Genomic DNA, 26,342 nt, shown 5'->3' on the forward strand with positions numbered 1-26,342 from the left:
TGATGCGTATAAAATATGACCTGTTTCGCCGTGCGGCTTTTGCCCTGATCTTTGTTGGACTGTGTGTGCGTGTATCGGGGCAGGAGGTTGACCTGGTGAAATATGTCAATACACTGCAAGGAACGAATTCAACATGGGACCTGTCGTATGGGAATACTTACCCGACGACAGGTCTTCCTTTTGGAATGCACTTCTGGTCTGCTCAGACCGGCAAGAACGGTGATGGGTGGAAATATCAATACACGGCGAAAACGATCCGTGGATTTCAGCAGGTTCATCAATGTAGTCCATGGATGAACGACTACGCGGTATTTTCCCTGATGCCCGGCACAGGGAAGCTGGCGGTTCGGGAAGAAGAACGTGCGCTGGCCTTTTCTCACGCAAATGAAACGGCCAAGCCTCATTACTACAGTGTAAAATTCGATAACGGCATTCGCACCGAGATGTCGCCGACCGAGCGTGGCGCGCACTTCCGGTTTAGCTTTCCGAAGGACAATGCTTTCCTGATCCTGGATGGCTATGTGAAGAACAGCCATGTTAAGATAATTCCTGGGGAGCGGAAGATCATCGGCTGGGTAGACAATGGTCGTTTTGTGCCGCAGAATTTCAGGAACTACTTTGTGATGATCTTTGATCAACCTTTTCAAGCCTATGGCACATGGGAGAATAAAGAAGGCAAGATCAATAGCGCAAGCACGTCAGACGAAGGTCTGGGCGAAGGAGCATACTTGCAGTTTAAGCCCGGTGCTGTAGTGCAGGTGCGCGTGGCTTCATCGTACATTAGTCCGGAGCAGGCAGCGCTTACACTTCAGCAGGAGCTGGGGCCTCACAAGAAATTCGAACAGACAAGGGATGCAGCGTTCAAACGCTGGAACACGCTTCTTAACCGGGTACGGGTGGAAGGAGACAATGAGAAGGACAAAGCGACCTTTTACTCATGTCTTTTCCGGGCCAACCTGTTCTCGCGACAGTTCTTTGAATTGAAAGCGGATGGTAAGCCGTATTATTTCAGTCCGTATGATGGGAAGGTGCACGACGGCTATATGTATACCGACAATGGATTCTGGGATACGTTCCGTTCGCAATTTCCGCTGAGTAATATTTTGCATCCTGCCCAGCAAGGCCGGTACATGCAGGCCCTTTTGAACGCGCAGCAGGAATGCGGGTGGCTTCCATCGTGGTCTAACCCGGGTGAGACCGGTGGCATGGTGGGCAACCACTCTATCTCGCTGCTGGCAGACGCCTGGTCGAAGGGCATTCGCACGTTCGATCCCGCCAAAGCGCTCGGCGCCTATCTTCATGAGGTTACGAATAAAGGCCCCTGGGGCGGTGCCAACGGTAGAGAAGGATTCAAGCCTTATTTCGATCTTGGATTTGTTCCGTACCCTGACTATCACGAGTCTACCGCCAAAACGCTGGAGTATGCATACGATGACTTCTGCGCTTACCAACTGGCAAAAACTACCGGTAATACCTTTTATCAGAAAGTCTTTGAAAGACAGATGATGAACTATCAGTTTGTATTCGATTCTTCTACTGGCTTCATGCGTGGAAAAAAGAACGATGGCACATGGCTCCCTGACTTTGATCCGATCGAGTGGGGTGGGCCTTTTACGGAAGGAAACGCCTGGCACTATACCTGGTCTGTCTTCCACGACGTGCAGGGGCTTGTCGATTTAATGGGGGGAGAGAAGGCCTTCGCCGCGAAGCTGGATTCATTGTTTACGATGCATTCCAGGTTCAAGGTAGGCACCTATGGTCAGACGATCCACGAGATGAAGGAGATGGTGCTGGCGGAAATGGGACAATATGCTCATGGCAATCAGCCGGTTCAGCACGCACCTTATTTGTATAACTATGTTGGGCAGCCATGGAAGGCGCAGAAGCAGGTGCGTGAGATCATGACGCGTCTGTACAATGCCACAGAAAATGGATTTCCCGGGGACGAAGATCAGGGCGGCATGTCGTCGTGGTATGTGCTGAGCGCATTGGGCATTTACAGTGTGTGCCCCGGCACTGATCAATATGTTATTGGTAGCCCATTATTCAAGAAGGCTACTATTACCCTGGAGAATGGAAAGAAGTTTGTGATCGACGCCCGGAACAACAGCACCGATCATGTTTACATTCGTTCGGCACTGCTGAACGGGAAAGAGCATACACATAACTGGATCAATTATGGTACGATCATGGAGGGTGGCGTGTTGCAATTTGAGATGAGCGACAAACCGGCTCATGAGCGTGGCACGCAGGATGGTGATAAACCTTTTTCCATATCGAAAGCGGAGAAGAGGTGAGATGTTGATGGTGCCTTTTACATAAGCGGTATATATGCAGTCGGCCGGTAATGTAAAGAATGATATTTTTGATGCTTCGGATACGTTGCGGGTAGTGCTTGTGCAGTCGCTTCGTTTACGATGTCAGTAGATTAATAGTATAACGTGAAAGTAAGATCGATTTTTAATAGGATTATCCCGGGTCGCCTCGCGACACACGGAGGCTGGATGTTTGGGATTTTGATGTTGGGGAGTGCATTGTCGGTGCGCGCGCAGCAGACGGCACAGCCCGCGCTGCGGTTTGCCGACGTGTTAACCGACAACATGGTGATCCAGCAAAACAAACCTTTTACTGTTTGGGGCAAGGCAGGCCGATTTGAACCTGTTAAGATCGAAGCAGATTGGCTAAAAACCGCAGTCGTTGTACAAGCCGACGACCACGGTGATTTTATAGGCATCATACCGGTTCCGAAAGTGCAGCCCGGAGATTTCAGCGAGCATACGCTGCAGATATCCAGTGGTACTGTGGCGCGCGTAGTCCTTCAACATATTTTGCTTGGTGAAGTATGGTTTTGTGGTGGGCAGTCTAATATGCAATCGCCCGTGAGCGATATACTGGATGGCAAAGCGGAAGCTGCCCAGGCGGACTATAAGAACATTCGTCTTTTTAACGCGGCACTGAACTTTAGCAACACACCGCTGGACAACGTAAAGGGGCAATGGATGGCGTGTACACCACAGACGGTGGAGAAGTTTAGCGCGGTGGCGTATTTCTTTGCGCGACAATTACATATAACACTCGACGTGCCGGTGGGTGTTATCTTCTCGGGTATTGGCGCGTCGGCAGCGCAGGCGTATGTGCCGCGGGCGGTGCTGGCGGCCGATCCGTTGCTGGACTCGGCTTATCTGCAGCCCTATTTGAAAAGCGAAAAATCCCGGGAGGTCATAGACGGTGGTTTTTCGTTTGAGAAGGTCACGCGACCATTTCTGTTGTATAATGCAATGATCCATCCGTTTGTAAAACTGTCTATTCGTGGCTTTTGCTGGTATCAGGGAGAATCTAACCGGAATGAGCGCGGTGGCTATACGCATTTGATGCATACACTCATTCAAAGCTGGCGGTCTAATTTCGGCCAGGGTGAGCTGCCATTTTACTTTGTACAGGTGGCGCCGTTTTTCTGGGACCAGGAGAATCCCGACCTGGCGGACTATGCTTTCTTTCGTGAGGCGCAAGCCAATATTTTGAGACTCAATAATACAGGTATGGTGCTGACGATGGATGTGGGCGAAGCAAAGGATTTGCATCCGAAGAATAAAAAGCCGGTGGGCATACGCCTTGCGCTGACGGCGTTGCACCAAACGTATAACCGATTGTCGGTGGTATATCAGGGTCCACAGATGAAGACAGTAGGATTTGAGAAGGGGACTGCCATTGTGACATATATACCGGAGACCATCGCCGGGGGATTAAAAACGAAAGACGGCGCTTCGCCTAAGTTCTTTTCGCTCGCGGGAGAAGATGGTAAGTTTTATGCGGCGGAAGCCGCTATTGTTGGGGATCAGGTGAAGGTAAGCTCCTCTAAGGTCAAACGACCTGTGGCGCTGCGGTATGCTTTTACTAATTATGCGGTGACTAATTTTGAGAATGGTAACGGCTTGCCGGCGGTGCCTTTTCGAACAGATTCGTGGCGTGAACAGAAGTGATATGATGACGCGTGGTATAAAACTGTTGGTTGTTGCGGGGCTTTGCCTGGTATTTGGCATGGGGGTGACCCGTGCGCAGACAGCTTACTTTGTTGACGGGTATCATGGAGGTGTGTATGGACATTATCCGCGGTGGCAAACGCGGTTTATGGTTGAGCAACTGCAGAAGCATCCGGAATGGAGCGTTAACCTGGAGATTGAACCGGAGACATGGGACTCGGTAAAGGTGTATGACCCGGCGGCGTATTCGGCATTTAAAGATGCGTTGCAAGATCCGGCGATTCGTGAGCGGGTTGAATTTGTGAACCCGGCGTATGGCCAGGCTTATTTGTTCAATATTACGGGTGAGAGTGTGATCCGGCAGCTCTCTTACGGCATTAAAAAGACGAGGGAACATTTTCCGTCTGTTGACTTTCGTACGTATAGCTCGGAGGAGCCATGCTTCACGAGCGCCTTGCCGCAAATTCTGAAGTCGTTTGGGTTTAGGTATGCTTCTTTAAAGAATCCTAATACTTGCTGGGGTGGCTATACGCGGGCGCATGGCACGGGTGTTGTAAATTGGATTGGTCCTGATGGTACGGGTATTCCGACGGTGCCGCGTTATCGATGTGAGCAGCTACTTCCGGGTTCGACCTGGCAGACAATGGCGTGGGGGAATTCGCAAGAATATATTGCAGCTTGTTTTCGAGACAATATTGCCTCGCCGGTGGGCATGTGCTTGCAAGACGCGGGCTGGCGTGGTGGCCCCTGGTTGGGGGTAGCGAAGCCGACCTATCAGCCTTCGCTGTATACTACCTGGCGGAATTATTTTGCCATGGTTGGGACTTCTACGCTCAACGACTCGTGGCGCGTAAGCCAGGAGGATATGCAGGTGAGCCTGGTATGGGGTTCGCAGGTATTGCAGCGGTTGGCACAGCAGGTGCGGGTTGCTGAGAATAAAATTGTGATGGCTGAGAAAATCGCTACGCTGCGCGCGCTCGAGGGGGACACGGCGTATCCGAACAAAGTGTTTGATAGCGCCTGGCGCACCTTACTGTTGGCACAGCATCATGATTGCTGGATTGTTCCGTATAACGGGAAGCCTGGACATACCTGGGCGGATATGACGCGGGATTGGACGGCATTTACTGTCCATACCAGTGACTCTATTGTAGGGACTTCTGCCTTGAAAGAAGTACGTGCAGCGGGGCAGTATATTCGGGTGTTCAATACAACGGCTTCCGATCGATATGAGCTTGTTTCAGTTCCACTCGCTTCCGGTGTTGATGTGCGCTCGTGGGGTATTCACGATGAGCATGGCGACTGGGTAGATTCCCAGCCTATCGGGAACGAGCATGGAAAATTGTCGTTCCTGGCGCGTGTTCCTGCCGTTGGCTACGCAACGTATCAGGTTAACACAAGGAAGCCGAGTGCGGCTAAAGGGAAGCATGTTTCCGTTAGCAAGGATAAAAAGTATGTTGTCGATACGCACTTTTATCGTCTTGTTATCGATCCGGCCCGTGGTGGTGTTATAACAAGCCTGAAGGCAAAGACCTTAAAGAATAAAGAGTTTGTAGACGCCAAACATGAAAGAAGCTTTAACGAGCTGCGGGGCTTTTTCTATGAGGAGAATGCTTTCCTGTCGAGCACGGACAAGCCCGCCACTGTGAGCGTATTGGAAGATGGCCCTTTGCAAACGCGATTGCAAATTGTAGGACAGATTGGCGCGCATCCGTTTCGTCAAGTGGTGACATTATATCAGCATGATCCGAAAATAGATTTCGACTTGACGATCGACTGGAAGGGGAATCCTGGGATTGGTAAGTATTCACAGGCCCGGGATTTTAAAGCAGAGAATCCGGAGAAGGCGTTTTACGATGATCGGTATAAGTTGTTAGCGCTGTTTCCGACATCGTTTGGGAAAGCCAGGATCTATAAAGATGCGCCGTTTGACGTAACTGAAAGCAGATTGGAGAATACGTACTTTGATCGCTGGGATAGTATTAAAAACAATGTCGTGCTCCGCTGGGTAGATGCGGAGGACGCTTCCGGGGGCTATGGCATGACCTTGCTGACGGATCACACGACCAGCTATGTTTCGGGTGAGGGTCATTCCCTGGCGTTGACGTTGCAGTATTCAGGCACGGCGTTGTGGGGAATGAATTATAAGATTGAAGGCCCTTCACAGATTCAGTATGCTTTGGTGCCGCATGCACAGAAATGGGATGCTGCCGGCGTTAGTGAGACGGCGACGCGTTGGAATGAGCCGTTGGTGCCGGTGTTGTTGGATAAGAAGCCGGTGTCATGGAGTAAGTCGTGGCTAACGCTCAGCAAGGGCTGGGAGTTGACTTCACTGCAGATGGACGGTGACGATGTGTTTCTGAGAATCTTTAACGCTTCGTCTAAAGAGGCGTCGGGGTCGGCTGTTGTCCATACCATCATACGGGAGGCCAGTCAAATTGAGCTCGATGGTGATGTACGGAAAATGCTGCCAGTTTTTGTTACGGGTGGCAAAAGCACCGTGGCGCTGACGGTACCACAGTTTGGAATTTGTACTATTAAAATGAAATTATCCAAGTAAGTATATGCAGCGTTTGAAAGATATTTTACTCGCCGGTCTCCTCCTGGGCAGTGCTCTGATGACCGACGCTCAGTCCCTTCAAAAATTTCCCGCCGGTAGTAAGGTAGCATTTGTGGGCAATAGTATTACCGAAGCAGGGTATTATGAATCGTATATATGGTTGTACTATATGACGCGGTTTCCGGGCGAGCGGATCGAGGTGATGAACGTCGGTATCGGCGGTAATACGATAAAGGACATCGCTGCACGCTTTGATGAAGACGTGGTCAAGCGAAATCCGTCGGCCATCGTGCTGACATTTGGTATGAATGACTCGGGTTATTTTGAGTATAATGGTGCCGAACCCGAGAAGGAGGCAGACAAGAAGGTTGCTGCTTCGCGCGAGGGCTTTCTTCCATTGGTAGAGAAGTTAAAAGCGCTTCCGGCTCAAAAGATCATGATGTCATCGTCGCCGTATGACGAGACGATGAAAAACAAAGACAACTATTTCCCGGGTAAGAGCAAGGCGATGGAGCGCATCATTGCTTTTCAAAAGGAAGCTGCCTCGGCGAATCGGTGGTCGTTCGTTGATCTGTTCTATCCCATGCAGCAGATCAACCTGGAAGGGCAGAAAAGCAACCCGGAGTTTACGATTGTTGGCAAGGACCGGATCCACCCTGGTAACGGTGGACACCTGGTGATGGCCTACCTGTTCCTGAAAGCGCAGGGTTTAGCCGGTGTGCCGCTGGCGGAAGTAGAGGTAGACGCTAAGAAGAAGGTTGTTAAGAAAAGTGCGGGTGCCGATGTAAGTAGCCTTACCGTGGCGAATGGCGTGTCGTTTGATTACCTGGCGAAGGCGTTGCCTTTTCCGGTTGATTCAGCTTCGCGTATGTGGGGAAGTGATCAAAAGCAATCTGATGCGCTGGCGGTAGTTCCGTTTATACAGGACTTTAATCAGGAACTGTTGCGTGTGACCGGTCTAACGGCGGCACAGTATGAATTGAAGATTGACGGCAACGTGATGGGTACGTGGAAGAAGGAAGAGCTTGCGGCAGGTATCAATCTTGCCCTGGTCGTAAAAACGCCTCAGTATAAGCAAGCGGTGCAGGTAGCAAACCTTAATCAGGCGCGTAAAGAATTTGAGAGCAAATTGCGCGACTATTACGGCCTGGAGTTTATTTTCTTCCAGCCTCGCGGCATGCTGTTTCAAGATGATCAGGCTGCCTACGATCTTGTCAGTAAACAAGCAAAGAAGGATTGGGTTGTTGGCGGGAAGATTGGTGCGTATGAAAGTCTTCGATTCCCGGAAGTACGCCAGTCGTATGTGAACCAAATGAAGTTGCTGGTAGATATGATTTATGATATGAATAAACCCAAGAGTCACCGGATCGAAGTTGCGGCGTTGGGTACAGGAAAAACAAAATAGAAAGAGTTATGGGACGGATAGCGCAATGGTGTTTTGTGATTACACTGCTGGTTGGTTGTAAGTCAGCTTCAACACCGGATACAGCCGAGGACTTACCGGCTGGATATGTAAGGCCTTTTATCGGAGCCAGTACCAGTACGGGTAAGGCAGGGACATACCATGGACTCGGAAAGACCTTTCCGGGGGCCACGACGCCGTATGGGTTGGTGCAGGTGAGCCCCAATACTATCACGGGTGGTGACAATGGGTCCGGCTATAGTTACGAGCATACTACGATCGAAGGCTTTGCGTTTACGCAGATGAGCGGAATTGGTTGGTATGGCGACTTGGGTAACTTTTTAGTGATGCCTACCACCGGTAAGCTCAAGACCAGTCGTGGTAAAGAAGGTGGTCCAAATACTGGGTATCGCTCACACTATGCGAAGGATCAGGAACAGGCCTCGGCCGGGTATTATTCGACATTGTTAAGTGACTATAACGTTCGGGCCGAGGCGACGGCAGCACCGCACAGCGGGATGTTGCGGTTTACCTTTCCGAAACACGATCAGGCACGTATTCAAATCGATCTTGCCCGGCGGGTAGGCGGTACGTCCGTGCGACAGTATATAAAGGTGGTGGATGATCATACCATTAAAGGTTGGATGCAGTGCACGCCTGACGGCGGCGGATGGGGGAACGGTGATGGCCACGCAAACTACACGGTTTATTTCTACGCCCAGTTCAGTAAGCCTTTTCAGAAATTTGGTGTATGGCGTGCTGACATCCCGGACTCCTGGACGCGCAAGCGTGAAGATGTTGAAAGCGACCGGTATCAGCAACGGGTGGCAGAAGCGGTGGTGTTAGATTCGGCCACCGAAGTGGAGGGTAAACACCTGGGTTTCTTTAGCGAGTTCCCGAGCACGACAAACGAGCAGGTTATGCTCCGGTCCGGTATTTCGTTTGTGAGCATGGAAGGCGCGCAGAAAAACCTGGAGTCTGAGATTGCGGATTGGAATTTTGACGCGGTGCACCAGCGCGCAGTGGATGCGTGGAATGCTGCCTTGGGCAAAATGACTGTGAGCGGTGGTACGGATGACGAGAAGTCTATCTTTTATACCGCCCTTTATCACACCATGATCGACCCGCGGGCATCCTCCGATGTCGATGGAAGCTTTACGGGGGGTGATGGGAAGGTGCACCAGGCATCGGGGTATAATCGCCGGACGATTTTTAGTGGCTGGGATGTGTTCCGCAGCCAGTTTCCGTTGCAGACCATTATCAATCCATCGCTGGTGAACGATATGTCTAATTCTCTGATCGCGCTGGCGCATGAATCCAATCATGACTACCTGGAGCGTTGGGAACTGCTGAATGCTTATAGTGGCTGTATGATCGGCAATCCGGCCATCTCGGTTATGGCCGATTCGTACAATAAGGGCATCCTGAAGGTGGATGACAAGGCGTTGCTCGACCTGGCGGTAAAGACAAGCGAACGGTTTGGCAATGGTGATAAAGGTTATTTCTACCAGTCGTTGGGGATTTCCAACACGCTGGAGTATGCATATACCGAATGGTGCACGGGTATATTGGCATCTAAAATGGGCAAGGACAGCCTGGCGAAGGTTTACCTGGCGAAAGGACAAAATTACCGTAACATTTTTGACGACTCGGTAAAGTGGTTTCGGCCACGGAAGGAGGATGGTACGTGGGAGGCATGGCCTAAAGAAGGGCGTTTGAAGGAGTGGCTTGGTTCGATTGAAAGTAACCCGTATCAGCAAGGTTGGTTTGTGCCGCAGGATATACCGGGTATGGTGGCCCTTATGGGGGGAAATGCAAAGGTAAAGGACGATCTGGTTCAGTTTTTTGAGCAGGCACCTAAGGATTTTCTCTGGAATCTATATTACAACCACGCCAACGAGCCGGTGCATCACGTTCCTTTCCTGTTCAACTATGTACAAGCGCCGTGGCTTACGCAAAAGTGGACGCGGGAGATTTGCGCCCGGGCGTATAACAATTCGGTGGAAGGGCTGGTGGGCAATGAGGATGTAGGGCAGATGTCGGCCTGGTATGTGCTGGCGGCGTCGGGATTGTACCAGGTGTGTCCGGGGAAGAGTCAGTATGATATTACCAGCCCGGTTTTTGACAAAGTATCGATTGCGTTGGATCCAACATATTATTCAGGCAAGCAGTTTATCATTTTAGCGGAGAACAATGGCCCGACCAATGTCTATATTCAGCGCGCTACGTTAAATGGTGCCGACTATAATAAGACTTTTATTGACTTCGCTGATATTGTGAAAGGTGGCGAGCTGCGCCTGGTGATGGGGGATAAGCCCAACGAACATTTTGGGTCTGATACACGCTAGGGAATGCGTGATGTCAACTTAATTTATATTTTTGACTGGTAAAGGCCCCTGACTATGTATCAAGGGAATAAATGTCATGAAAAAAGTTAGGCCGTCCATTGGAGATTTAGCGAAGAAGCTGAGCGTTTCAAAAACGGCGGTCTCGATCATTTTGAACGGTGAGGCGCAGGCTAGCCGGTTTAGCGACAAGTTGATCAAGCGGGTACGGAGCGCGGCGGAGAAGTCGGGCTATCACCCTAATCTGTTTGCGCAGGGTTTGCGGACGGGCAAGATCAATATTGTCGGTCTGATGGTGGAAGATATCTCCAACCCTTTCTACGCCAGTATCGCCAAACGGATCGAAGAGAAGGTCTATCAAAACGGCTATAAGATTGCTTATTGCAGTACGGAGAACGACAAACAGCGTGGCAAGGAGTTTCTGTCGATGTTTACCACAATGGGGGTCGATGGTTGTATTATCGCCCCTACGCGCGGGATGGAGAAAGAGATCAAGGAGATGGTCGACAGCGGCATGAACGTTGTGCTCTTTGACCGGAAGTTTGGCAATAAGGCGACGGACTCCGTTATGGTGGACAACCGGGGCGGTATGTACGAAGCGGTGAAACATTTAATTGACCGTGGTTTTACCAATATTGGCCTGGTGGCGCTGGCACTGGATAAGCCGGAGAAGGAGGACCGCGTGATTGGGTATAACGAGGCTATTGCCGATCATGGTCTGACGCCCTATGTTTTTCCGTTACCCTTTCGCGAACACTACCTGAGCTATGTGGAGGAGATCGAGGCTTTCCTGGACAAGAATCGCCAGTTAGATGCGGTGGTGTTTGGTACGAACTATTTAGGCATCAGCGGTCTGCAGGCCATCAGCCGGTTGGAGTTGAAGATTCCAGATGATATTGCCGTGGTGTCGTTCGATGACCACGATCTTTTCCGGGTTTATAAGCCCAATATTACCGTTGTTGCACAACCTATTGAAGAGATTGCTCAGACGGCGATCGATACGTTGCTGGCGCGTATGCAAAATAGCGAGCAGTCACCTATCAAGAATATCATTCTGCCCACGCTTCTTATTGCCAGAAATTCCTCCTGACGCCGGCCGCAACCGTTGAATTACCCTGAAAGGCCCGTATCTTGTATGTACTATGAAACGTAAGGGTTTTCTATGTGTTTTAGTCGTATCCATCACGGGTTTTCTTTTTGGATTTGATTCGGTTATTGTCTCGGGAATCAACATTCCGCTGAAACAATTGTGGCATACGTCAGACTGGTTTCACGGAACGTTTATTATTTCGATGGTGCTCTGGGGAAGTGTTACCGGTTCGTTGTTGGGAGGTTATCCTACGGAAAAGCTGGGGCGGAAAAAGACATTGATCCTGGTGGGGTGTATGTTTGTTGTGTCATCGCTCGGCACGGCGCTTTCGGATAGTCCCTATATGTTTTCTTTTTTTCGGTTTGTCGGCGGACTTGGTGCGGGTGTAGGCTCCATCGTTGCGCCTACCTATATATCAGAGGTTGCGGATGCCCGGCATCGGGGACGGTTGGGCATGTTGTTTCAGCTAAATCTTGTATTGGGTCTTTTGCTTGCTTTTCTCTCTAATTATTTCTTTGCGGTTTCCTTCGGTGCAGATAACTGGCGGTGGATGCTGGGAATCATGGCTGTGCCGTACAGCGTCTTTACACTACTACTTTTCAGTATTAGCGAAAGCCCCCGATGGTTGATTTTGCGGAAACGTGATGCTGCTGCGGCGCATCGGGTATTGGATCGGATCAGTAAAAAGGAGGAGGCAGACCGATTGCTACGCACGATTCACACCGAAAATCCGTCGAGCGTCTATACAGAGCGTCTTTTCTCCCAGAAGTATACGCGTGTGCTGGTGTTGTCGTTTTTGATGTCCTTCTTTAATCAGTTTTCGGGTATCAGTTTTATTTTATTCTACGCGCCGGAAGTTTTGGCGAAAGCAGGCTCGGGTACGGCGCAGTCGCTGCTGAGTTCGGTTGCCATCGGATTGGTAAACGTGGTGTTTACGTTGGTGGGTGTTTATCTGATCGATCGGATCGGGCGGCGGAGGCTTATGTATGTGGGGTCAATCGGATATATTATTAGCCTGGCCATGATTGCTTATGGCTTTTATGTCGGTGCGCCGGCGGTCTTTATGCTGGTTTTTATGTTGTTGTTTATTACTTCTCATGCCGTGGGGCAGGGGGCGGTAATCTTTGTGTATATGTCTGAGATCTTTCCAACTCCAGTACGCGCTTACGGACAGGCATGGGGTATGGGGGTGCTCAACGGGTTTGCTGCCTTGATCACCTTGCTGGGAGCAATTTTGATCAATGCCTTTCAGTCCTGGATGATCTTTAGTGGCTTTGCTTTGCTGATGGTATTGCAGCTTTTGTTTACGGCGTTTATCATGCCGGAAACGAAAGGGATTTCGCTGGAGGAACTCGAAGAAAGATTGTCGGTGAAGTAACGAGGATCAGTTTTTTTTGCGAGAGGACTCGCGCGGTATCAACGTGGCAGGGATAATGATTTCCTGCTTTTCTTTCCCGGTTTTTTTGGAAGGCTTGGCGATTTTGTCCAACAGCCGGTTGATCAACGCCTGGGCCAATTGTTCAATGGGTTGGGCAATGGCGGTGATGGTAGGGCGGTTGATGCGAAACAGGTCGGGATCGTCGTATGATACTACGCCTATCTGGTCGGGTATGTTGACATCGAGGTGTGTGAGCGCTTCGACACCGCTCAAGCCCAACGAGCCCGTGCTAAAAAGTATGGCGTCGATGGAGGGATCTTGTTTGACAATGTCGGTTATGTTCTCGATGTAGTCTGCCCGGCTGGCAGAATAGGAGAGTTTGTGTACCACGGCTGGTAACGCATATTTGCGCATAGCGCGCTCGTAGCCGGCCAACCGGCCGGTCATTTGGGGCAGGCGTGATAAGAGTGTTACGAAAGCGATTTTTTTATAACCGTGTTTTACGAGGTGATCCACGCCTGCATAGGCGCTTTCGGCATTGTCGGTGATGACGTAGTCGGTGGCGACCTTTTTGAAGTGGCGATCGAATAATATAATTTCTTTTCCATTGTCAATGAGTGCGCTGAGGTCGTCTTCTATCCCGGCCGGGGGGGTGACGATGTAGCCGTCGACGCCGAGTTGATCGAACATGCGAAGGAACTCCTGGGCTCGTTTCTTTCCGTTTTCGGTGCTACAGTATAAGATCTTGTAGCCGCGCTGCAAGGCGACGTCTTCGATATGTTTGGCCAGGCTGGCGAAGAAGGGATCGGAGATATCTTCTACCATAAGCCCGATGATGTTGGTCTTGCCGGTGCGCAGCGTTTGAGCAAAGTGGTTGGGTCTGTAGCCCACCTTTTCCACCAGTTTCAAGACCTTTTCCGTGAGCTCGTCACTGATCCTTTTTTCCTTGGCTTTTCCATTTAAAATGAAGGAGACGGTGGTCGTGGAAATCTTGAGCTGGGAGGCAATATCGGTTATCGAAACTTTGCTCTTTTTCATGTCTGGGTGTAAACGTGCGTGTCTGGCGAGGCCAATTTAAGACAACCGGCGCGGCAAATGTACATGCTGATGGTGAAAATAAGCGATTTGAGTCGCAATTCTGAAATTTTAGGATGGTAAAGTGCTTTTATGGGTTAACGGGTCCACTGAACAGGCGAGCAACACCTGCGCGAGTCATGCGGAACTCCTTCGTACCTCTCAAAGTTGCACGTGAACATGGTCGTCGTGGCGTACGGAGTAGCACGCGTGTAGCCTGATCTTTTTGCTTGTGAGGTGAAGACGCTTTTTTAGGTGTGGCTCGAGGTAGAGGGTTTTGATACCTTTTTGTTTGATGAATGCGTTGATCATGTCTTGGGTCCGGGCCTGATCAAATGCTAACCTGTCGGATAAGGGCATCCACCCGTACATATAACTGTATTGCCAATTCGAGGTACAGCGGGAAGGTCTGTCGGGTTCGCCTTTGCGAGGAGGTTCCGAGCCCCCGTAGCCGATGGGCGACGGGTTTCCGTTACTACGTTTTCCGGTAGCCTTGTCGATGTAGTGAAAAGCAACGTCTAGCTTTCTGCCGTCGTTGTGACTGATGTGGGGCAGCAGTGGGAAGCCATCGCGGAAGGGAAAATTGGCATCCATGTAGTTGATCACGGTGCCTGGGTATTTTCGGTTCATTTCATCCCCTACGGCATACGTGATGGCTCGGAGCTCGGGGCGTACGTAGTTTCGGTTGAGCAAGGCGGTCCAAATGGATAGCGGCCTGACGTGGTTGGTCTCTATAAATGGCAAGGGAACTCTTCCATACTTTTTTGCGATGGGAGGCATGATGATGAGGATTGTAATCAAGTATAGCCCCATGAATAGGGTATACCGAGCGGCGATTCTCCAAGATCTTTTTGCGATCCGTTTTCGAATCAGGAGATAGAGTATCCAGGATGCCAGATAGATGGCGCCGCCAACCTGTGTGACGACGGTTAGGAACGCAGCCGCTACGAGGACGGCTATAAATATGAAATACTTCAAGAGGTAGCGCGACGGTATAGATGCCTAAACGGGGTGTTTTGCGATAGGGTTACAGATGTTACCATTGTTGAACAACGATACCGATTTGGTCATCCAGCAGGGCAAATTCTTTTGCGCCCCATGGCCGCAACGTCACCTGATTTAGGTTGGGATGCAACAATTCAGGATGTTTTGATGCTACCTGTTTGTAAACGTCTTCAATGTTGTTTGTCACGAGTCGCAACAGCGGTGTGAATTTTTCGGCATATGCTACGTTCTCAAAAAGCATGACGCTCAGATCATCTTTTTCTACGACGCAGAAGGGATTGTCGGAATCCAATTCGCTGTGACCGACGCGGAATTGCAGGCAGTCGACGAACATTTTCAAGCCTTCCTGGATGTCACGGTAATAGAGCTCGGGAACGAGTTTGGTGAATTGCATGGCTGCGCTATTTATAGATTCTAAGGTACTTGTTTGTCTCGTCACAGGCTTCTCGTTCATCACATTTGTAAAATGCTTTGTCACATTTAGCCACTGCGATTGTCTCATTTACACACCCATGGGGCCATATTTATCAACGAGATTCGTATCGTACTAAAACGGGAATACCATGAGAAAGATGATTGCTCTAGCGTTGATTACCCTGGACGGTGTCATGCAGGCACCGGGTGGACAGGAGGAGGATCCATCGGATGGTTTTAAGTATGGCGGTTGGACTGCACCCTATTCTGATGAAGTTTATGGCAACGTGGTGAGGGAAGAGTTGAAACCGGCAGAATATCTTTGGGCAGGAAGACATTTGAGATTTGGGAGAACTACTGGCCGAAACACGCTGACTTTTGGCCAGGCATTAATGATGGTACAAAATACGTTCTGTCAAAGACCAGGGGAAAATCAGATTGGAAAAATTCTGTGTTCATTAAAAGCGTGGCAGATATTAAAAAGCTGAAGAATACGGAAGGTTCTGATATTCACATTTGGGGTAGCAGTGAGCTTACTCATTTACTACTAAAGAATGATTTGGTAGATGAGCTCCGGCTCAAAATTCACCCGGTGATTCTCGGTGGAGGAAAAAAGTTGTTTGACGATGGTGTGCTCCCGGCGGCGTTTACATTAGTGGAGAACATTGTTACTACAACCGGGGTGATTATTACGCATTACAAACGGGCTGGAGAAGTGAAGACGGGTGCGGTCGGTGCTAATGAGATAGGCATCCCGAAGCGTATTTGCTGATATTACTTTAATAGTGTTAATTGATCAAATGCAGGTAGTAAAAGTCACTTTGGAGAAGGAGTACAAATTCATGTATGAGAACTTCGTTGTATCCACCCAACACGCCTTGTATTTGCTGCTCGAAAAAAAAGGCGGGCGAGTCAGTGCATTAAAATTTGATTTCTTGTATTTTAAATACGGAACTCCAAACGACGAAGGGATTGGATCACATCCCATGGCTAAATTTGGGCTTGGATTTTATGATCTGTTTCTCGTAAAAGAATCGTCATGGATTGCCGAGCTAAGCCAGCAAAGGAAGGGTAATACCGCGTGGGATCTATATCGGGGGTGCGATCACTACATTGCCACTTTCAAAGATGTAACGTTGGATGTTGTTAGCAGAGGCTTTGAAGAGATTACTATGTCGATGGAAGAATTATTGGATTTGATAACGAAGGAGGCTGAGAGCCTGTCGGCTGACTAAGATTGAGTTTTAAGATAAGGCTGAAGATATTGGCCCCCTAAAAACGAAGAATGCTTGTGAATATCCTTCACAAGCATTCAGAGTCGTACCTAAGGCCGGAGTCGAACCGGCACGCCCGAAGGCACATGATTTTGAGTCAAGCGCGTCTACCAATTCCGCCACTCAGGCATTTAATAAAGGGTTTCAACCCTTTTGGTAAATGGGTTGCAAATATGTGGAATCTTTTTTTGGGATGCAACCGATTAGACCGTGATAAATTTTTCGAGCGAAAATGCCTCTGCGCGGCTCGAAAAAAGCGGTTTTACACGTCTCCAGACGTTTCCGAACAGGTCGGAGGTGCGGTAGCGTTCCAGGTCGGCGGGCTCTTGCCAGTAGCTTAAGGTGGTGAATATGTGTGAGTTGGTGGCGTCCTTGAGCAGTTCGAGGTGGTGGCAGCCGGGAAAGTTACGGATGGCGTCCTTATTTTGATTAAAAATTTCCAGGAAGTCGGCGACGCCGGCTTCCGTAAAGTGCATGCGGACGATACGTATGATCATGGAAGAGGGTTTGCGGTTATTCCTCAAAAAAAATGTTGACGGCGCTGTCATATTCCAGACCGAGCAGCTCGGAGGCGTTGCCTTTATAGATGCCGATCTCCAGCAGGCCCATGCTGTTAAATACCAGGAAGCATTCGCCGTCGTCAGCCTGGTTGTACTGGGTATGGATGCGGCGGAATTTTTCACCGCCGAACTGAATGGTATATACCTTGTCGCGGCTCAGGATCTCGAATGCGTCGCGCGGAATGTTGGTGATGAGGTTGCCCATGCCATCGACGCGGATCACGGTGCCGGAGATTTGCTTTTTGGTGGCCTTCACCTGGCGGTCGATCATTTTTTTAAACGCCACCATGGGCTTGCCGAGGTTGGTGATCGACACCCCGCTGGCCAGCTTGGCCGCCGTGGGGGCGAAGATGTCACGCTCGGGAAAGGTAGTGCTGATAGTATTGATGGCGTTCAACTCGACCAGCTGCTGGTGCGACTTGTCGGTGATGAGGCCGAAGAAGCCATTATCACAGCCTACAAAAAAGTGATCTTCGAGTTGGACGGCAATGGGCACGTCGCCACGGTTGCCGGTGGCGTCGACCCCGACGAGGTGGACGGTACCTTTGGGGAAATCGCGGAATACGGCGCGCAGTACAAAGGCCGCATGGCCGATGTCGGCTGGCTTGATCTTGTGGCTGATGTCCTCGATGCGTACGCCGGGGTTGACGCTGATGATGCGCGCTTTGATGGCCGCCACATAATGGTCACTTTCGCCGGAATCTGTAAGAAGGGTGACGATGGCCATGGTTGATGCTGCGGCGGATATTCGTTAAATTTGATGGGGCAAAGTAAGCATTTTTACCGCATATCGCGGAAATGAACTTTGTTAAGTCGATTCCTGTATATGTTATTACTTAAACACCAAATTTAGTTGATCGAAAAAACTGTAACTCTTGACAATATTTCCCTGATCGATTTCCTCGGGGTAGAGAACAAAACTATTGATTCGCTGGCGGCGGCTTTTCCGAAGAGCCGCATTGTGTCGCGTGGAAATCAGCTCTATATCAAGGGCACGACCGACGAGATCGTGCAGATTGACGATATCCTGAATTCCCTGATCGAGCATTACCATAAATATGGCAAGGTGACTGAAGAGAACGTACAGAATTATATCGACCACGAACAGGAGCGTATGCTCCCGAAGCATAGCGCGAATGGCAACAGCGACGACGTGATCGTATACGGCACCAAGGGGGCGCCGATCAAGCCCAAGACCGTCAACCAGCAAAAGTTGGTGGACCTGATAAAGGACAACGACCTGGTCTTTGCGCTGGGCCCAGCCGGTACCGGTAAGACCTATATCTCCGTGGCCATGGCGGTGCGGGCGCTGAAGAATAAGCAGGTGAAGAAGTTGATCATCACCCGGCCGGCCGTAGAGGCGGGGGAGAACCTGGGCTTTTTGCCGGGCGACCTGAAAGAAAAGATCGATCCGTACCTGCGGCCGATCTATGATGCCCTGCACGACATGATCCCGTTTGAAAAGCTACAATATTATATGGAACGGGAGATCGTTGAGATCGCACCCCTGGCCTATATGCGAGGGCGGACCCTAAACAATGCTTTCATATTGCTGGACGAAGCCCAGAACACGACGCCTATGCAGATGAAGATGTTCCTGACGCGTATGGGACCGGAATCAAAGATGATTGTTACCGGCGACGCTTCGCAGATCGACCTGCCTAAGCGCCAGCAGTCAGGTTTGAAGGAGGCTGTTCGCATTCTGGGAGATGTCAAGGGTATTGGTATCCTGGAGCTGGATGAAAAAGACGTAGTGCGTCACCGCCTGGTGCGCGACATCATCGAAGCCTATCGCCGCGACGAGCCACAGTAACGCATTTTTTGTGTACCTTCCAGCATGTACCGTTGGATTCCGTATGCATTCGTACGAATGGTTATGTTTTTGTCGGGAGGCATTTTGTTGGCCATCCACGCGCCCGATTGTATTCCTGCCGGTCCTGCTTTGGCGGCCCTGGCGGGAGTAATCATTGCCTATCTGCTTTTTCTTTATTGGCCCGGCGCCACATTCTGCCCAGCATGGCAGGGTGTGCTGGCCATGCTGGCGCTTTTCCTGACGGGTTATTTGCAAGTGGGGTACAAGACCGAGAGTCGCCGACCCGACCATTTGGTGCAGGCGGGCGACTCCGTCCACTATTACCAGTGCCGGGTGGTAGACCAGCCGGTGCCGCGGGAACGATCGTGGAAAGTAACGGTTGCAGTCGACCGGGTCTATACCGGCGTATGGCGCCCCCGTGTGGGTAAAGTGTTGTTATACGTGCGACCGGATGCACTGCCGGCGATGCCTGCGTATGGTGATGTATTGCTGGTGAAAGGCACTCCTGCTACGGTACCCCCACCGGCTAATCCCGGGGAGTTTGACTTCCGGCGGTACTTGCAGTTTCAGAACATTTACCATCAGCAATTTTTACAAAAGGGGCAGGTTGTCCGCATGGGGCATGCGCCACCGTCGCGGGTATGGATGTATGCTTTGCAGGTGCGTCGCTGGGCTGCGGGTGTACTGGCGACTCATATCGATGGTAAGGAGCAGCAGGCGGTTGCCTCTGCATTGGTGCTGGGCATGACTGATGACCTGGACCAGGGGCTGTTGGATGCCTATTCCGCTACAGGCGTTGTGCATGTGCTGGCGGTTTCGGGATTGCACGTTTCTATTCTTTATCTCATTCTCGGCTGGATATTGCGACCGGTGCAGCAGCTCCGTTATGGGCGGGTGTTGCTGGCGGGGGTGAGCCTGTTGGTATTGTGGGGGTATGCTTTTGTGACAGGATTGTCGCCATCGGTGTTGCGTGCGGTGGCGATGTTTTCGTTTGTTGTTGTCGGGCAGGCGTTTCACCGACAGGGGAATGTATATAATATGCTGGCGGCCTCGGCCTTCGTTCTGTTGTTGTACAATCCGTATCTCATTATGTCGGTAGGGTTTCAGCTTTCGTACCTGGCCGTGCTCGGCATTGTATACCTGCAACCGCGGTTGTATACACTGTGGGAGCCCAATGCCCGGGTATGGGATGAACTTTGGAAGATGACCTGCGTCACGCTGGCAGCGCAGCTGGCGACCACCGTGGTGGTGTTATTTTATTTTCATCAGTTTCCGAATTACTTTTTGCTAGTGAATTTATTGTTGGTGCCAGGATCGTCAATCGTGCTGGTGGGTGGGCTGGCGTTGCTGGCGTGTAGCAGTCTGCCGTGGGTGGCGGGTGCGTTGGGATATATTTTAACAGGGTGTATTTATTTTCTCAATGGTATCGTCACGGCCGTTGCGGCATTTCCATTTAGTGTATGGGGTAATATCTATCTCACGCCGCTGCAATGCTGGTTGCTGCTGGCGATGGGTATTGCCGGTGCGGCAATGCTGCAACACCGCCACTATGCTTATGTCGTGATGATGCTTTGCCTGGCGATGCTTTTTTCAGCAAGCCGTTGGCACTATATTTTTTACGAAGTTCGTCCTGCACGCATGACGGTTTATAAAGTGCCGGGTCACAGCGCGTGGGATCTCGTGGCCGACGGCTGCGCCAGCGTGTATGCTGACACCGCGTTGATGAAGGATGTACGTAAGCAGCGGTTTCATATACAACCCAACCATCAACGTTGCGGTGCTGTCGGAGGGGTAGCAGATGCGGTGGAGCGAAGTCATGTAGTGCCCGGGGCGCGGCTGGTGGTGTGGCGTAAGAAAATTATCTTGCAGATTACCGGGCCGGAGTTCCCGATGCCGGAGCGCCTGGCGGTTGATTACCTGATCATTTCCAACAATGCTTTAAAAGATATAAAATTGCTGGCGGCACACATTGATGCCAAACAAATCTTGCTGGACAGCAGCAATACGTATTATTTTGCCACGAAGCTCCTGGACGATGCGGCGCCGCTGGGGTTGCGGGTACATTCCGTCTGGCATCGCGGTGCGTTCCAAGAGATTACCGGATAAACCAACGACCCACTATACTTATGCAGTACGTAGACTACACGGTTGCCGATCGTATCGCGACGATCACCTTAAATCGGCCCGAAAAACGCAATGCCCTAAGCCATGAGCTGATCGCTGAATTGAAAGATTCGTTTCGACTGGCGGAAGGGGACGACGCCGTGAAAATCATTATTCTCCGGGCTGCCGGCGAGGCGTTCTGTGCGGGGGCCGACCTGGCCTACCTGCAGCAACTGCGCAACTTCACCCATGCGGAGAACGTGGCGGACTCTACACACCTGAAAGAGCTATACCTGCAGATGTACACTTTGTCGAAGGTTATTATTGCCCAGGTGCAGGGTCACGCGTTGGCCGGCGGCTGCGGCCTGGCGGGAGTGTGCGACTTCGTTTATGCAGTGCCGGAAGCCAGGTTCGGGTATACAGAAGTGAAGATAGGATTTATACCGGCCATCGTGATGGTGTTCTTGCTTCGCAAGCTGGGGGAGGCGCAGGCCCGGCAGCTGTTGCTTCGGGGTGATTTGATCAGCGCCGAGGAGGCACGTCGGATGGGGCTGGTGACAACGGTGGTGCCATCGGCCGACCAACTGGCGGGCGAGGTTATGGCGTTGGCCCAGCACCTGTGCCGGACGAACTCTGCCGGTGCGATGGCGATGACCAAGCAGATGATGGCCCGGGTACCCGAGATGCCGTTGGAAGCGGCCCTGGCTTTTGCCGCGGAACGCAATGCCGACGCGCGGGCATCCGCCGACTGCCGGCGCGGCATCGACGCTTTTCTGAACAAGGAGAAGATAGTCTGGTAGGGCATACGCACCTCATTTGTTATATTTCCTGCCGTGGATCAAGCTCTTTCCATCTTACAACAATACTGGCAGTACCCCAGCTTTCGCCCGGGACAAGAGGAGATCATTGCCTCGGTGCTGGAGGGACGGGACACGCTGGCCCTTCTGCCAACAGGTGGGGGTAAGTCTATTTGCTTTCAGGTGCCTGCTATGGTACTGGAGGGTATCTGTATTGTGATCACGCCGCTCATTGCCTTGATGAAAGACCAGGTGGAACAGCTGCATAAGCGCGAGATTCAGGCGGTGGCCATTCACTCGGGCCTGCGGCGCGCAGAGATCGATGTGTTGTTGGATAATTGTATTTACGGGCAGGTTAAGTTCTTATATGTTTCGCCAGAGCGGCTGCATACCGAGCTTTTTGTGGCACGGGTGAAGCAGATGAAGGTGTCCCTGATCGCGGTGGATGAGGCCCACTGTATTTCGCAGTGGGGGTATGATTTTCGTCCGTCGTACATGCGCATTGCAGCCTTGCGGGAGCTCCTGCCCCAGGTACCGATTATAGGGCTGACGGCCACGGCTACGCCGATCGTGCGGCAGGATATTGTGGAGAAGCTTGCCTTCCGGCAGCCGATGGGTGTTTTTCAACAGTCGTTTGCACGGGCCAACCTATCGCTGGTCGTACGAAAGGCAGAGAACAAAGAGCAGAAGCTGTTGGAGATTTTGCAGAAAGTGCCGGGTGCGGCCATTTTGTATGTACGCTCGCGCAAGGCCACGCAGGAGATTAGCGAGTGGCTGGTGCGCCGGCGCATCGCTGCGTCGTATTATCATGCGGGGCTGGACTTTGACGAACGCGGTCGCCGGCAGGATGACTGGCTCAAGAATCGTACGCGCGTGATCGTGGCGACCAACGCCTTCGGTATGGGCATTGACAAACCCGATGTGCGGCTGGTGGTGCATTTGGACCTACCAGAGAACATCGAGTCGTATTACCAGGAGGCCGGCCGCGCCGGTCGCGATGGAGAGCGCTCGTTTGCCACGATTCTTTATCAGGATGGCGATGTAGCGAGCTTACAGTTTAAGGCTACTCAGAACCATCCCCCGCCGGAGGTGCTTCGCCGTACGTACCAGGCGTTGGCCAACTATTACCAGCTGGCGATCGGAAGTGGTGAAGGACAGAGCTATGATTTTGACTTACATGACTTCGCGGACCGCTTTCAATTCCAGCAGGCTGAAGTATATGTGGCATTAAAGAAGCTGGAAGAGGAGGGATTGATTCAGTTTACCGAGAGTTTTTACAACCCGTCGCATTTGCATTTTTTGATGGATAAGGGGCGGTTGTATGAGTTTCAGATTGCCAACGCGCGGTTTGATCCGGTTATTAAAATGTTATTGCGCCTGTACGGTGGCGAGCTGCTGGCAGGCTTTGTACGTATATCGGAAGCGTTCATCGCGCGGGCCATGAGTGCCCGCGAGGGAGATATTCGGGCGGTGTTGCAACACCTCGATTCGTTGAAGGTAGTGCTATACCAGCCATTAAAAGATAAGCCGCAGGTGACTTTCATTCTGCCACGCCAGGATGCGGACCGCCTGCCGCTTGATCTGGGACGGTTGGAGGCACGCAAGAAGTTGGCGTTTGATAAAGTGCAGGCTATTACGCACTATGCCCAGCAGACGGAGCGTTGCCGCATGGTGGTGATGCAGGAATATTTTGGTGAAGAGGCCATTGGTGTCTGTGGCCTATGTGACGTCTGCCTGGCCCAGCGAAAGGAGCAAGATGCTTCGGCAATAGAAGAGCTGCATGCTGAGATTCTAACACTGCTGCGGGCAACACCGATGAGTATGGAAGAGCTGGAAGAACGCATTGCACCGCGTGATCGCGAGCTGTTTGTAGACATCGTGCGTGAACTGGTAGACGGCGGCACGCTGGTCTATGACGAGACCTGGAAGTTGCGACATGCGCGATAACGATTATTTACGGAACCTATGAAAAGACTTCTCAAGATCGTATTATCTCTACCATTATTTCTCGGTATTGCCTTGCTGTTGATGCATTGCTCCTTTCAACGCCAGGCGCGAAAGCTTTATGTCGAAGCGGCGAAAGAGAAACCCTTTGATGTGGTGATCGTGCCCGGCGTGCCGTATGAGAAGGAGCATACGACACGGGTGATGAACATGCGCATCTTCTGGGCCAAACATTTATACGACAGTGGCTATACCCGCAATATTATCTTTTCGGGATCGGCCGTATACAGCCACTTTGTGGAAGGCAAAGCAATGAAGATGATTGCCGACTCGCTAGGGATACCGCCTGAGCACACTTTTGCCGAAACCAGGGCCGAGCACAGCACCGAAAATATTTACTACTCGTGGAGATTGGCGAAGGAGATGGGCTTTCAGAAGATCGCATTGGCTACCGATCCCTTTCAGTCAGCCATGCTCAAAAGTTTTATCCGCAAGTACTGTCCCGGAGTGAAGTCGGTGCCCGTAGTAACCGACATACTCGAACTGGAAGGCAAAACGCTGCCGGTCGTCGATACAGCAACGTTATATGTATCCGACTTTGTTTCCATCATGGAACGTGAGTCTTTCTGGAAACGCTTCCGGGGCACGATGGGTAATCGGATCAAAGAAGAAATCCGTCAGGAAGAAGCGGCAAAGAAAGGGAAATAATATACCCTTCGTTACTGGGTCAACAACTCCTGGGCGTTTTCGAGCGCGATCTTCGAAGGCTTCTCGCCGCCGATCATTTTGGCAATCTCTTGTACACGATCCTGCGCTTTGAGCTCGCGGATGTTACTCATAGTCTTGGCGGCAGAGTGATCTTTATACACGAAGTAATGCGAATCACCTTTCGCTGCCACTTGTGGTAAGTGGCTGATGGTAATGAGCTGATGTTTCTTCGACATGCTCTTCATGAGGTTGCCCAACTTGATGGCTACTTCGCCGGAGATACCGGTGTCGATCTCATCGAGTACAAGCGTCGGCATCGCTGTCTTTTCGGCCATGACGTATTTGATGCAGAACATGAGGCGGGAGAATTCACCCCCCGAAGCTACCTGTGCCAGCGGGCGCGGTGCAATGCCTTTGTTGGCGCTGAAGAGTAATTCGATTTTATCGATGCCGGACGACGAGGGCTCGGCGGATTGGCGGTCTACGGTTAGCGTGGCATTCAAAATGCCGACCTCTTGCAGCAGCTTGACAAGCTGTGTTGTAAGCGGGGTAAATACTTTCTGGCGTGACTCGCTCAGCTTGGCACCGCTAGCCCGCACGTTCTTTTCGGCAGTTTCAAAGGCAGCTTTTACTTTGGCCAGTGCTTCGTCGAGGTTGCCGGTAATGCTGTTCTTTTCTTCCAGACCGTTGCGCAGGGCAATAAGCGCCGGTACATCGGCGGCGCCATGTTTTTTGATCAGGCGGTAGAACAGACTCAAACGTTCTTTGATTAGCTCAGAACGCCCGGGATCGAATTCGATAGTCTCTTCTTCACGTTCTGCTTCGTTTAAGATGTCATCCAGTTCAATGATGACGCTGTCGAGGCGTTGCAGCAGTGTAGCATATTGCTCGGAGTAGGCGGCAATGTGTTGCAGGTGGCCGCGGGCTTCGCTCAGGCCGTTGCGCGCGGCATACTCGGATGTCGAGAGCACGGCCAGGAAGCCCTGGAAGCGACTTTTGATCTCTTCGGCATGCTCCATGATCTTAAGCTCCGATTCGAGCTTTTCTTGCTCATTCCCTTCTTCCAGCGCCGCTTTGTTCAGCTCCTCGAGTTGGAAACGGATATAGTCGGCTTCCTGGCGCAGGGTGTCAGCCTCGTCGCGCAGGTTTTCGTACGCTTTTTTGGCTTTGGTATAGGTGGACCAGTCTTCGGCGTACTTGTCGGTAAGCGTGTTGTTCTCGGCGTAGGCATCGATCAGCCGCAGTTGAAAGGCCTGGTTGCCCAGCGCCAGGGTTTCGTGCTGCGAGTGTACGTCCATGAGCAGGCCGCCGAGCTTTTTCATTACCTCGAGGGTAACGGGGGTATCGTTGATGAACGCGCGGGATTTGCCGCCGGGGCTGATCTCGCGCCGGATCACCGTGGTGTCGTCATAGTCGAGGTCTTCGGTTTTGAAGAATGATTTCAGCCGGTAGTGGCGAATGTCGAAGACTCCTTCGGTGACGCATTTTTCCTGTTCATCCCACAGTACTTTGCTTTCTGCCCGGTTGCCCATGAGCAGGCCCAGGGCGCCCAGCATGATGGATTTACCGGCACCGGTCTCGCCGGTGATTACGTTGAGGTGCGCAGACGGCTCGAGCTCCAGGTGGCGGATAAGAGCGTAATTTTTGATGGTCAGGTGCTTCAGCATCAGGCGTTCGTATCGAAGTAGATTTCTGTCAGGGTAACAAACGGGTAGGTAGTTTTCCTCAGGCGCATGTTTTGGAGGGTGATGCCTGTGGCGTTTACGTGCTCCAATGTGCCAAATACAACCGTGCTATCCGTAAGCACAATATTAATTTGTTTGCCCACAAATTCATCGATTCTTTTTCGGATTTGCTCCGGATCGCTCAGGCGAAGCTGTTTGGTACCCATGGGA

The 26,342-nt window shown here is 51.3% G+C and carries 22 protein-coding genes and 1 tRNA gene; 15 read left to right on the plus strand and 8 right to left on the minus strand.

Features of this window, described 5'->3' with window-relative positions; translation table 11 throughout:
• Positions 1–2 precede the first annotated feature (2 nt).
• The 7 genes from KK062_RS05390 (at position 3) to KK062_RS05420 (ending at position 12,755) form a co-directional block, all read left to right on the plus strand.
• Positions 3–2,297 carry a GH92 family glycosyl hydrolase gene (locus KK062_RS05390; protein WP_254083404.1) on the plus strand — a complete coding sequence of 765 codons (2,295 nt, stop codon included), beginning with the start codon at positions 3–5 and terminating at the stop codon, positions 2,295–2,297.
• 144 nt (positions 2,298–2,441) lie between these two features.
• The gene (locus tag KK062_RS05395) at positions 2,442–3,980 is read left to right on the plus strand and encodes a sialate O-acetylesterase (protein WP_254083235.1); all 1,539 of its coding nucleotides are present in this window, start codon (positions 2,442–2,444) and stop codon (positions 3,978–3,980) included.
• Complete coding sequence (locus KK062_RS05400) at positions 3,967–6,540, plus strand: glycoside hydrolase family 38 C-terminal domain-containing protein (protein ID WP_254083236.1); 2,574 nt, start codon at positions 3,967–3,969, stop codon at positions 6,538–6,540. The genes KK062_RS05395 and KK062_RS05400 overlap by 14 nt, the downstream gene beginning before the upstream one ends.
• A gap of 4 nt (positions 6,541–6,544) precedes the next feature.
• Positions 6,545–7,945 carry an SGNH/GDSL hydrolase family protein gene (locus tag KK062_RS05405; protein WP_254083237.1) on the plus strand — a complete coding sequence of 467 codons (1,401 nt, stop codon included), beginning with the start codon at positions 6,545–6,547 and terminating at the stop codon, positions 7,943–7,945.
• A gap of 8 nt (positions 7,946–7,953) precedes the next feature.
• Complete coding sequence (locus KK062_RS05410; RefSeq protein ID WP_254083238.1) at positions 7,954–10,290, plus strand: GH92 family glycosyl hydrolase; 2,337 nt, start codon at positions 7,954–7,956, stop codon at positions 10,288–10,290.
• Between the two features lie 76 nt (positions 10,291–10,366).
• Positions 10,367–11,377 carry a LacI family DNA-binding transcriptional regulator gene (locus tag KK062_RS05415; RefSeq protein WP_254083239.1) on the plus strand — a complete coding sequence of 337 codons (1,011 nt, stop codon included), beginning with the start codon at positions 10,367–10,369 and terminating at the stop codon, positions 11,375–11,377.
• 52 nt (positions 11,378–11,429) lie between these two features.
• Positions 11,430–12,755 (plus strand): sugar porter family MFS transporter, encoded by a 1,326-nt coding sequence (locus KK062_RS05420; protein ID WP_254083240.1) that lies wholly within the window; start codon positions 11,430–11,432, stop codon positions 12,753–12,755.
• Positions 12,756–12,761: 6 nt separating this feature from the next.
• Here the strand turns inward: KK062_RS05420 and KK062_RS05425 are convergent, their stop codons facing one another.
• From KK062_RS05425 to KK062_RS05435, 3 genes are all read right to left on the minus strand, one after another.
• A complete protein-coding gene (locus tag KK062_RS05425) occupies positions 12,762–13,793 on the minus strand; it encodes a LacI family DNA-binding transcriptional regulator (RefSeq protein ID WP_254083241.1) in 1,032 nt (343 codons plus the stop codon).
• Between the two features lie 198 nt (positions 13,794–13,991).
• Positions 13,992–14,642, minus strand: a complete 651-nt coding sequence (locus KK062_RS05430; RefSeq protein WP_254083242.1) for a hypothetical protein — start codon at positions 14,640–14,642, stop codon at positions 13,992–13,994.
• Positions 14,643–14,865: 223 nt separating this feature from the next.
• The gene (locus KK062_RS05435; protein WP_254083243.1) at positions 14,866–15,228 is read right to left on the minus strand and encodes a VOC family protein; all 363 of its coding nucleotides are present in this window, start codon (positions 15,226–15,228) and stop codon (positions 14,866–14,868) included.
• Positions 15,229–15,397: 169 nt separating this feature from the next.
• Here KK062_RS05435 and KK062_RS05440 point away from each other — a divergent pair, with 169 nt between their 5' ends.
• From KK062_RS05440 to KK062_RS05450, 3 genes are read left to right on the plus strand one after another with little or no spacing between them, the layout of a single operon-like run.
• Positions 15,398–15,736, plus strand: a complete 339-nt coding sequence (locus tag KK062_RS05440; RefSeq protein ID WP_254083244.1) for a hypothetical protein — start codon at positions 15,398–15,400, stop codon at positions 15,734–15,736.
• Positions 15,715–16,020, plus strand: coding sequence for a dihydrofolate reductase family protein (locus KK062_RS05445; protein ID WP_254083245.1), 306 nt, complete (start codon positions 15,715–15,717; stop codon positions 16,018–16,020). The genes KK062_RS05440 and KK062_RS05445 overlap by 22 nt, the downstream gene beginning before the upstream one ends.
• A 28-nt stretch (positions 16,021–16,048) precedes the next feature.
• On the plus strand, positions 16,049–16,483 hold the full coding sequence (locus KK062_RS05450) for a hypothetical protein (protein WP_254083246.1): 435 nt from the start codon (positions 16,049–16,051) through the stop codon (positions 16,481–16,483).
• A gap of 86 nt (positions 16,484–16,569) precedes the next feature.
• On the opposite strand, the gene KK062_RS05455 is transcribed toward KK062_RS05450, so the two are convergent.
• From KK062_RS05455 to KK062_RS05465, 3 genes are all read right to left on the minus strand, one after another.
• A tRNA-Leu gene (locus KK062_RS05455) sits at positions 16,570–16,651 on the minus strand.
• Between the two features lie 74 nt (positions 16,652–16,725).
• On the minus strand, positions 16,726–17,019 hold the full coding sequence (locus KK062_RS05460) for a putative quinol monooxygenase (protein ID WP_254083247.1): 294 nt from the start codon (positions 17,017–17,019) through the stop codon (positions 16,726–16,728).
• Between the two features lie 16 nt (positions 17,020–17,035).
• A complete protein-coding gene (locus KK062_RS05465; protein WP_254083248.1) occupies positions 17,036–17,809 on the minus strand; it encodes an SAM hydrolase/SAM-dependent halogenase family protein in 774 nt (257 codons plus the stop codon).
• Between the two features lie 126 nt (positions 17,810–17,935).
• On the opposite strand from KK062_RS05465, the gene KK062_RS05470 reads away from it, so the two are divergent.
• The 5 genes from KK062_RS05470 to KK062_RS05490 are packed head-to-tail and all read left to right on the plus strand — an operon-like array spanning position 17,936 to position 24,447.
• Entirely contained in the window at positions 17,936–18,895 is a 960-nt protein-coding gene (locus KK062_RS05470; RefSeq protein WP_254083249.1) for a PhoH family protein, read from the plus strand.
• A gap of 24 nt (positions 18,896–18,919) precedes the next feature.
• Positions 18,920–21,001 (plus strand): ComEC/Rec2 family competence protein, encoded by a 2,082-nt coding sequence (locus KK062_RS05475; RefSeq protein WP_254083250.1) that lies wholly within the window; start codon positions 18,920–18,922, stop codon positions 20,999–21,001.
• Positions 21,002–21,021: 20 nt separating this feature from the next.
• Positions 21,022–21,798 (plus strand): enoyl-CoA hydratase/isomerase family protein, encoded by a 777-nt coding sequence (locus tag KK062_RS05480; RefSeq protein ID WP_254083251.1) that lies wholly within the window; start codon positions 21,022–21,024, stop codon positions 21,796–21,798.
• 33 nt (positions 21,799–21,831) lie between these two features.
• Complete coding sequence (locus KK062_RS05485; protein WP_254083252.1) at positions 21,832–23,742, plus strand: RecQ family ATP-dependent DNA helicase; 1,911 nt, start codon at positions 21,832–21,834, stop codon at positions 23,740–23,742.
• An 18-nt stretch (positions 23,743–23,760) separates the two neighbouring features.
• Positions 23,761–24,447: a YdcF family protein gene (locus KK062_RS05490; protein ID WP_254083253.1), complete on the plus strand. Its 687-nt coding sequence runs from the start codon at positions 23,761–23,763 to the stop codon at positions 24,445–24,447.
• A gap of 11 nt (positions 24,448–24,458) precedes the next feature.
• On the opposite strand, the gene recN is transcribed toward KK062_RS05490, so the two are convergent.
• On the minus strand, positions 24,459–26,114 hold the full coding sequence (gene recN, locus KK062_RS05495) for a DNA repair protein RecN (protein WP_254083254.1): 1,656 nt from the start codon (positions 26,112–26,114) through the stop codon (positions 24,459–24,461).
• Positions 26,114–26,338, minus strand: coding sequence for a hypothetical protein (locus KK062_RS05500; RefSeq protein WP_254083255.1), 225 nt, complete (start codon positions 26,336–26,338; stop codon positions 26,114–26,116). The genes recN and KK062_RS05500 overlap by 1 nt, the downstream gene beginning before the upstream one ends.
• Positions 26,339–26,342 lie beyond the last annotated feature (4 nt).

Source organism: Dawidia cretensis (assembly GCF_018598175.1).
Lineage (GTDB): Bacteria > Bacteroidota > Bacteroidia > Cytophagales > Cyclobacteriaceae > Ohtaekwangia > Ohtaekwangia cretensis.

Excerpts from the sequence above, each read along its gene's own strand:
- KK062_RS05450 (WP_254083246.1), top strand. The coding sequence starts at position 16,049 with ATGCAGGTAGTAAAAGTCACTTTGGAGAAGGAGTACAAATTCATGTAT.
- KK062_RS05415 (WP_254083239.1), top strand. The coding sequence starts at position 10,367 with ATGAAAAAAGTTAGGCCGTCCATTGGAGATTTAGCGAAGAAGCTGAGC.
- KK062_RS05420 (WP_254083240.1), top strand. The coding sequence starts at position 11,430 with ATGAAACGTAAGGGTTTTCTATGTGTTTTAGTCGTATCCATCACGGGT.
- KK062_RS05440 (WP_254083244.1), top strand. The coding sequence starts at position 15,398 with ATGAGAAAGATGATTGCTCTAGCGTTGATTACCCTGGACGGTGTCATG.
- KK062_RS05430 (WP_254083242.1), bottom strand. The coding sequence starts at position 14,642 with ATGGGGCTATACTTGATTACAATCCTCATCATCATGCCTCCCATCGCA.
- KK062_RS05405 (WP_254083237.1), top strand. The coding sequence starts at position 6,545 with ATGCAGCGTTTGAAAGATATTTTACTCGCCGGTCTCCTCCTGGGCAGT.
- KK062_RS05410 (WP_254083238.1), top strand. The coding sequence starts at position 7,954 with ATGGGACGGATAGCGCAATGGTGTTTTGTGATTACACTGCTGGTTGGT.
- KK062_RS05435 (WP_254083243.1), bottom strand. The coding sequence starts at position 15,228 with ATGCAATTCACCAAACTCGTTCCCGAGCTCTATTACCGTGACATCCAG.
- KK062_RS05425 (WP_254083241.1), bottom strand. The coding sequence starts at position 13,793 with ATGAAAAAGAGCAAAGTTTCGATAACCGATATTGCCTCCCAGCTCAAG.
- KK062_RS05500 (WP_254083255.1), bottom strand. The coding sequence starts at position 26,338 with ATGGGTACCAAACAGCTTCGCCTGAGCGATCCGGAGCAAATCCGAAAA.
- KK062_RS05475 (WP_254083250.1), top strand. The coding sequence starts at position 18,920 with ATGTACCGTTGGATTCCGTATGCATTCGTACGAATGGTTATGTTTTTG.
- KK062_RS05465 (WP_254083248.1), bottom strand. The coding sequence starts at position 17,809 with ATGGCCATCGTCACCCTTCTTACAGATTCCGGCGAAAGTGACCATTAT.
- KK062_RS05390 (WP_254083404.1), top strand. The coding sequence starts at position 3 with ATGCGTATAAAATATGACCTGTTTCGCCGTGCGGCTTTTGCCCTGATC.
- KK062_RS05480 (WP_254083251.1), top strand. The coding sequence starts at position 21,022 with ATGCAGTACGTAGACTACACGGTTGCCGATCGTATCGCGACGATCACC.
- recN (WP_254083254.1), bottom strand. The coding sequence starts at position 26,114 with ATGCTGAAGCACCTGACCATCAAAAATTACGCTCTTATCCGCCACCTG.
- KK062_RS05490 (WP_254083253.1), top strand. The coding sequence starts at position 23,761 with ATGAAAAGACTTCTCAAGATCGTATTATCTCTACCATTATTTCTCGGT.
- KK062_RS05460 (WP_254083247.1), bottom strand. The coding sequence starts at position 17,019 with ATGATCATACGTATCGTCCGCATGCACTTTACGGAAGCCGGCGTCGCC.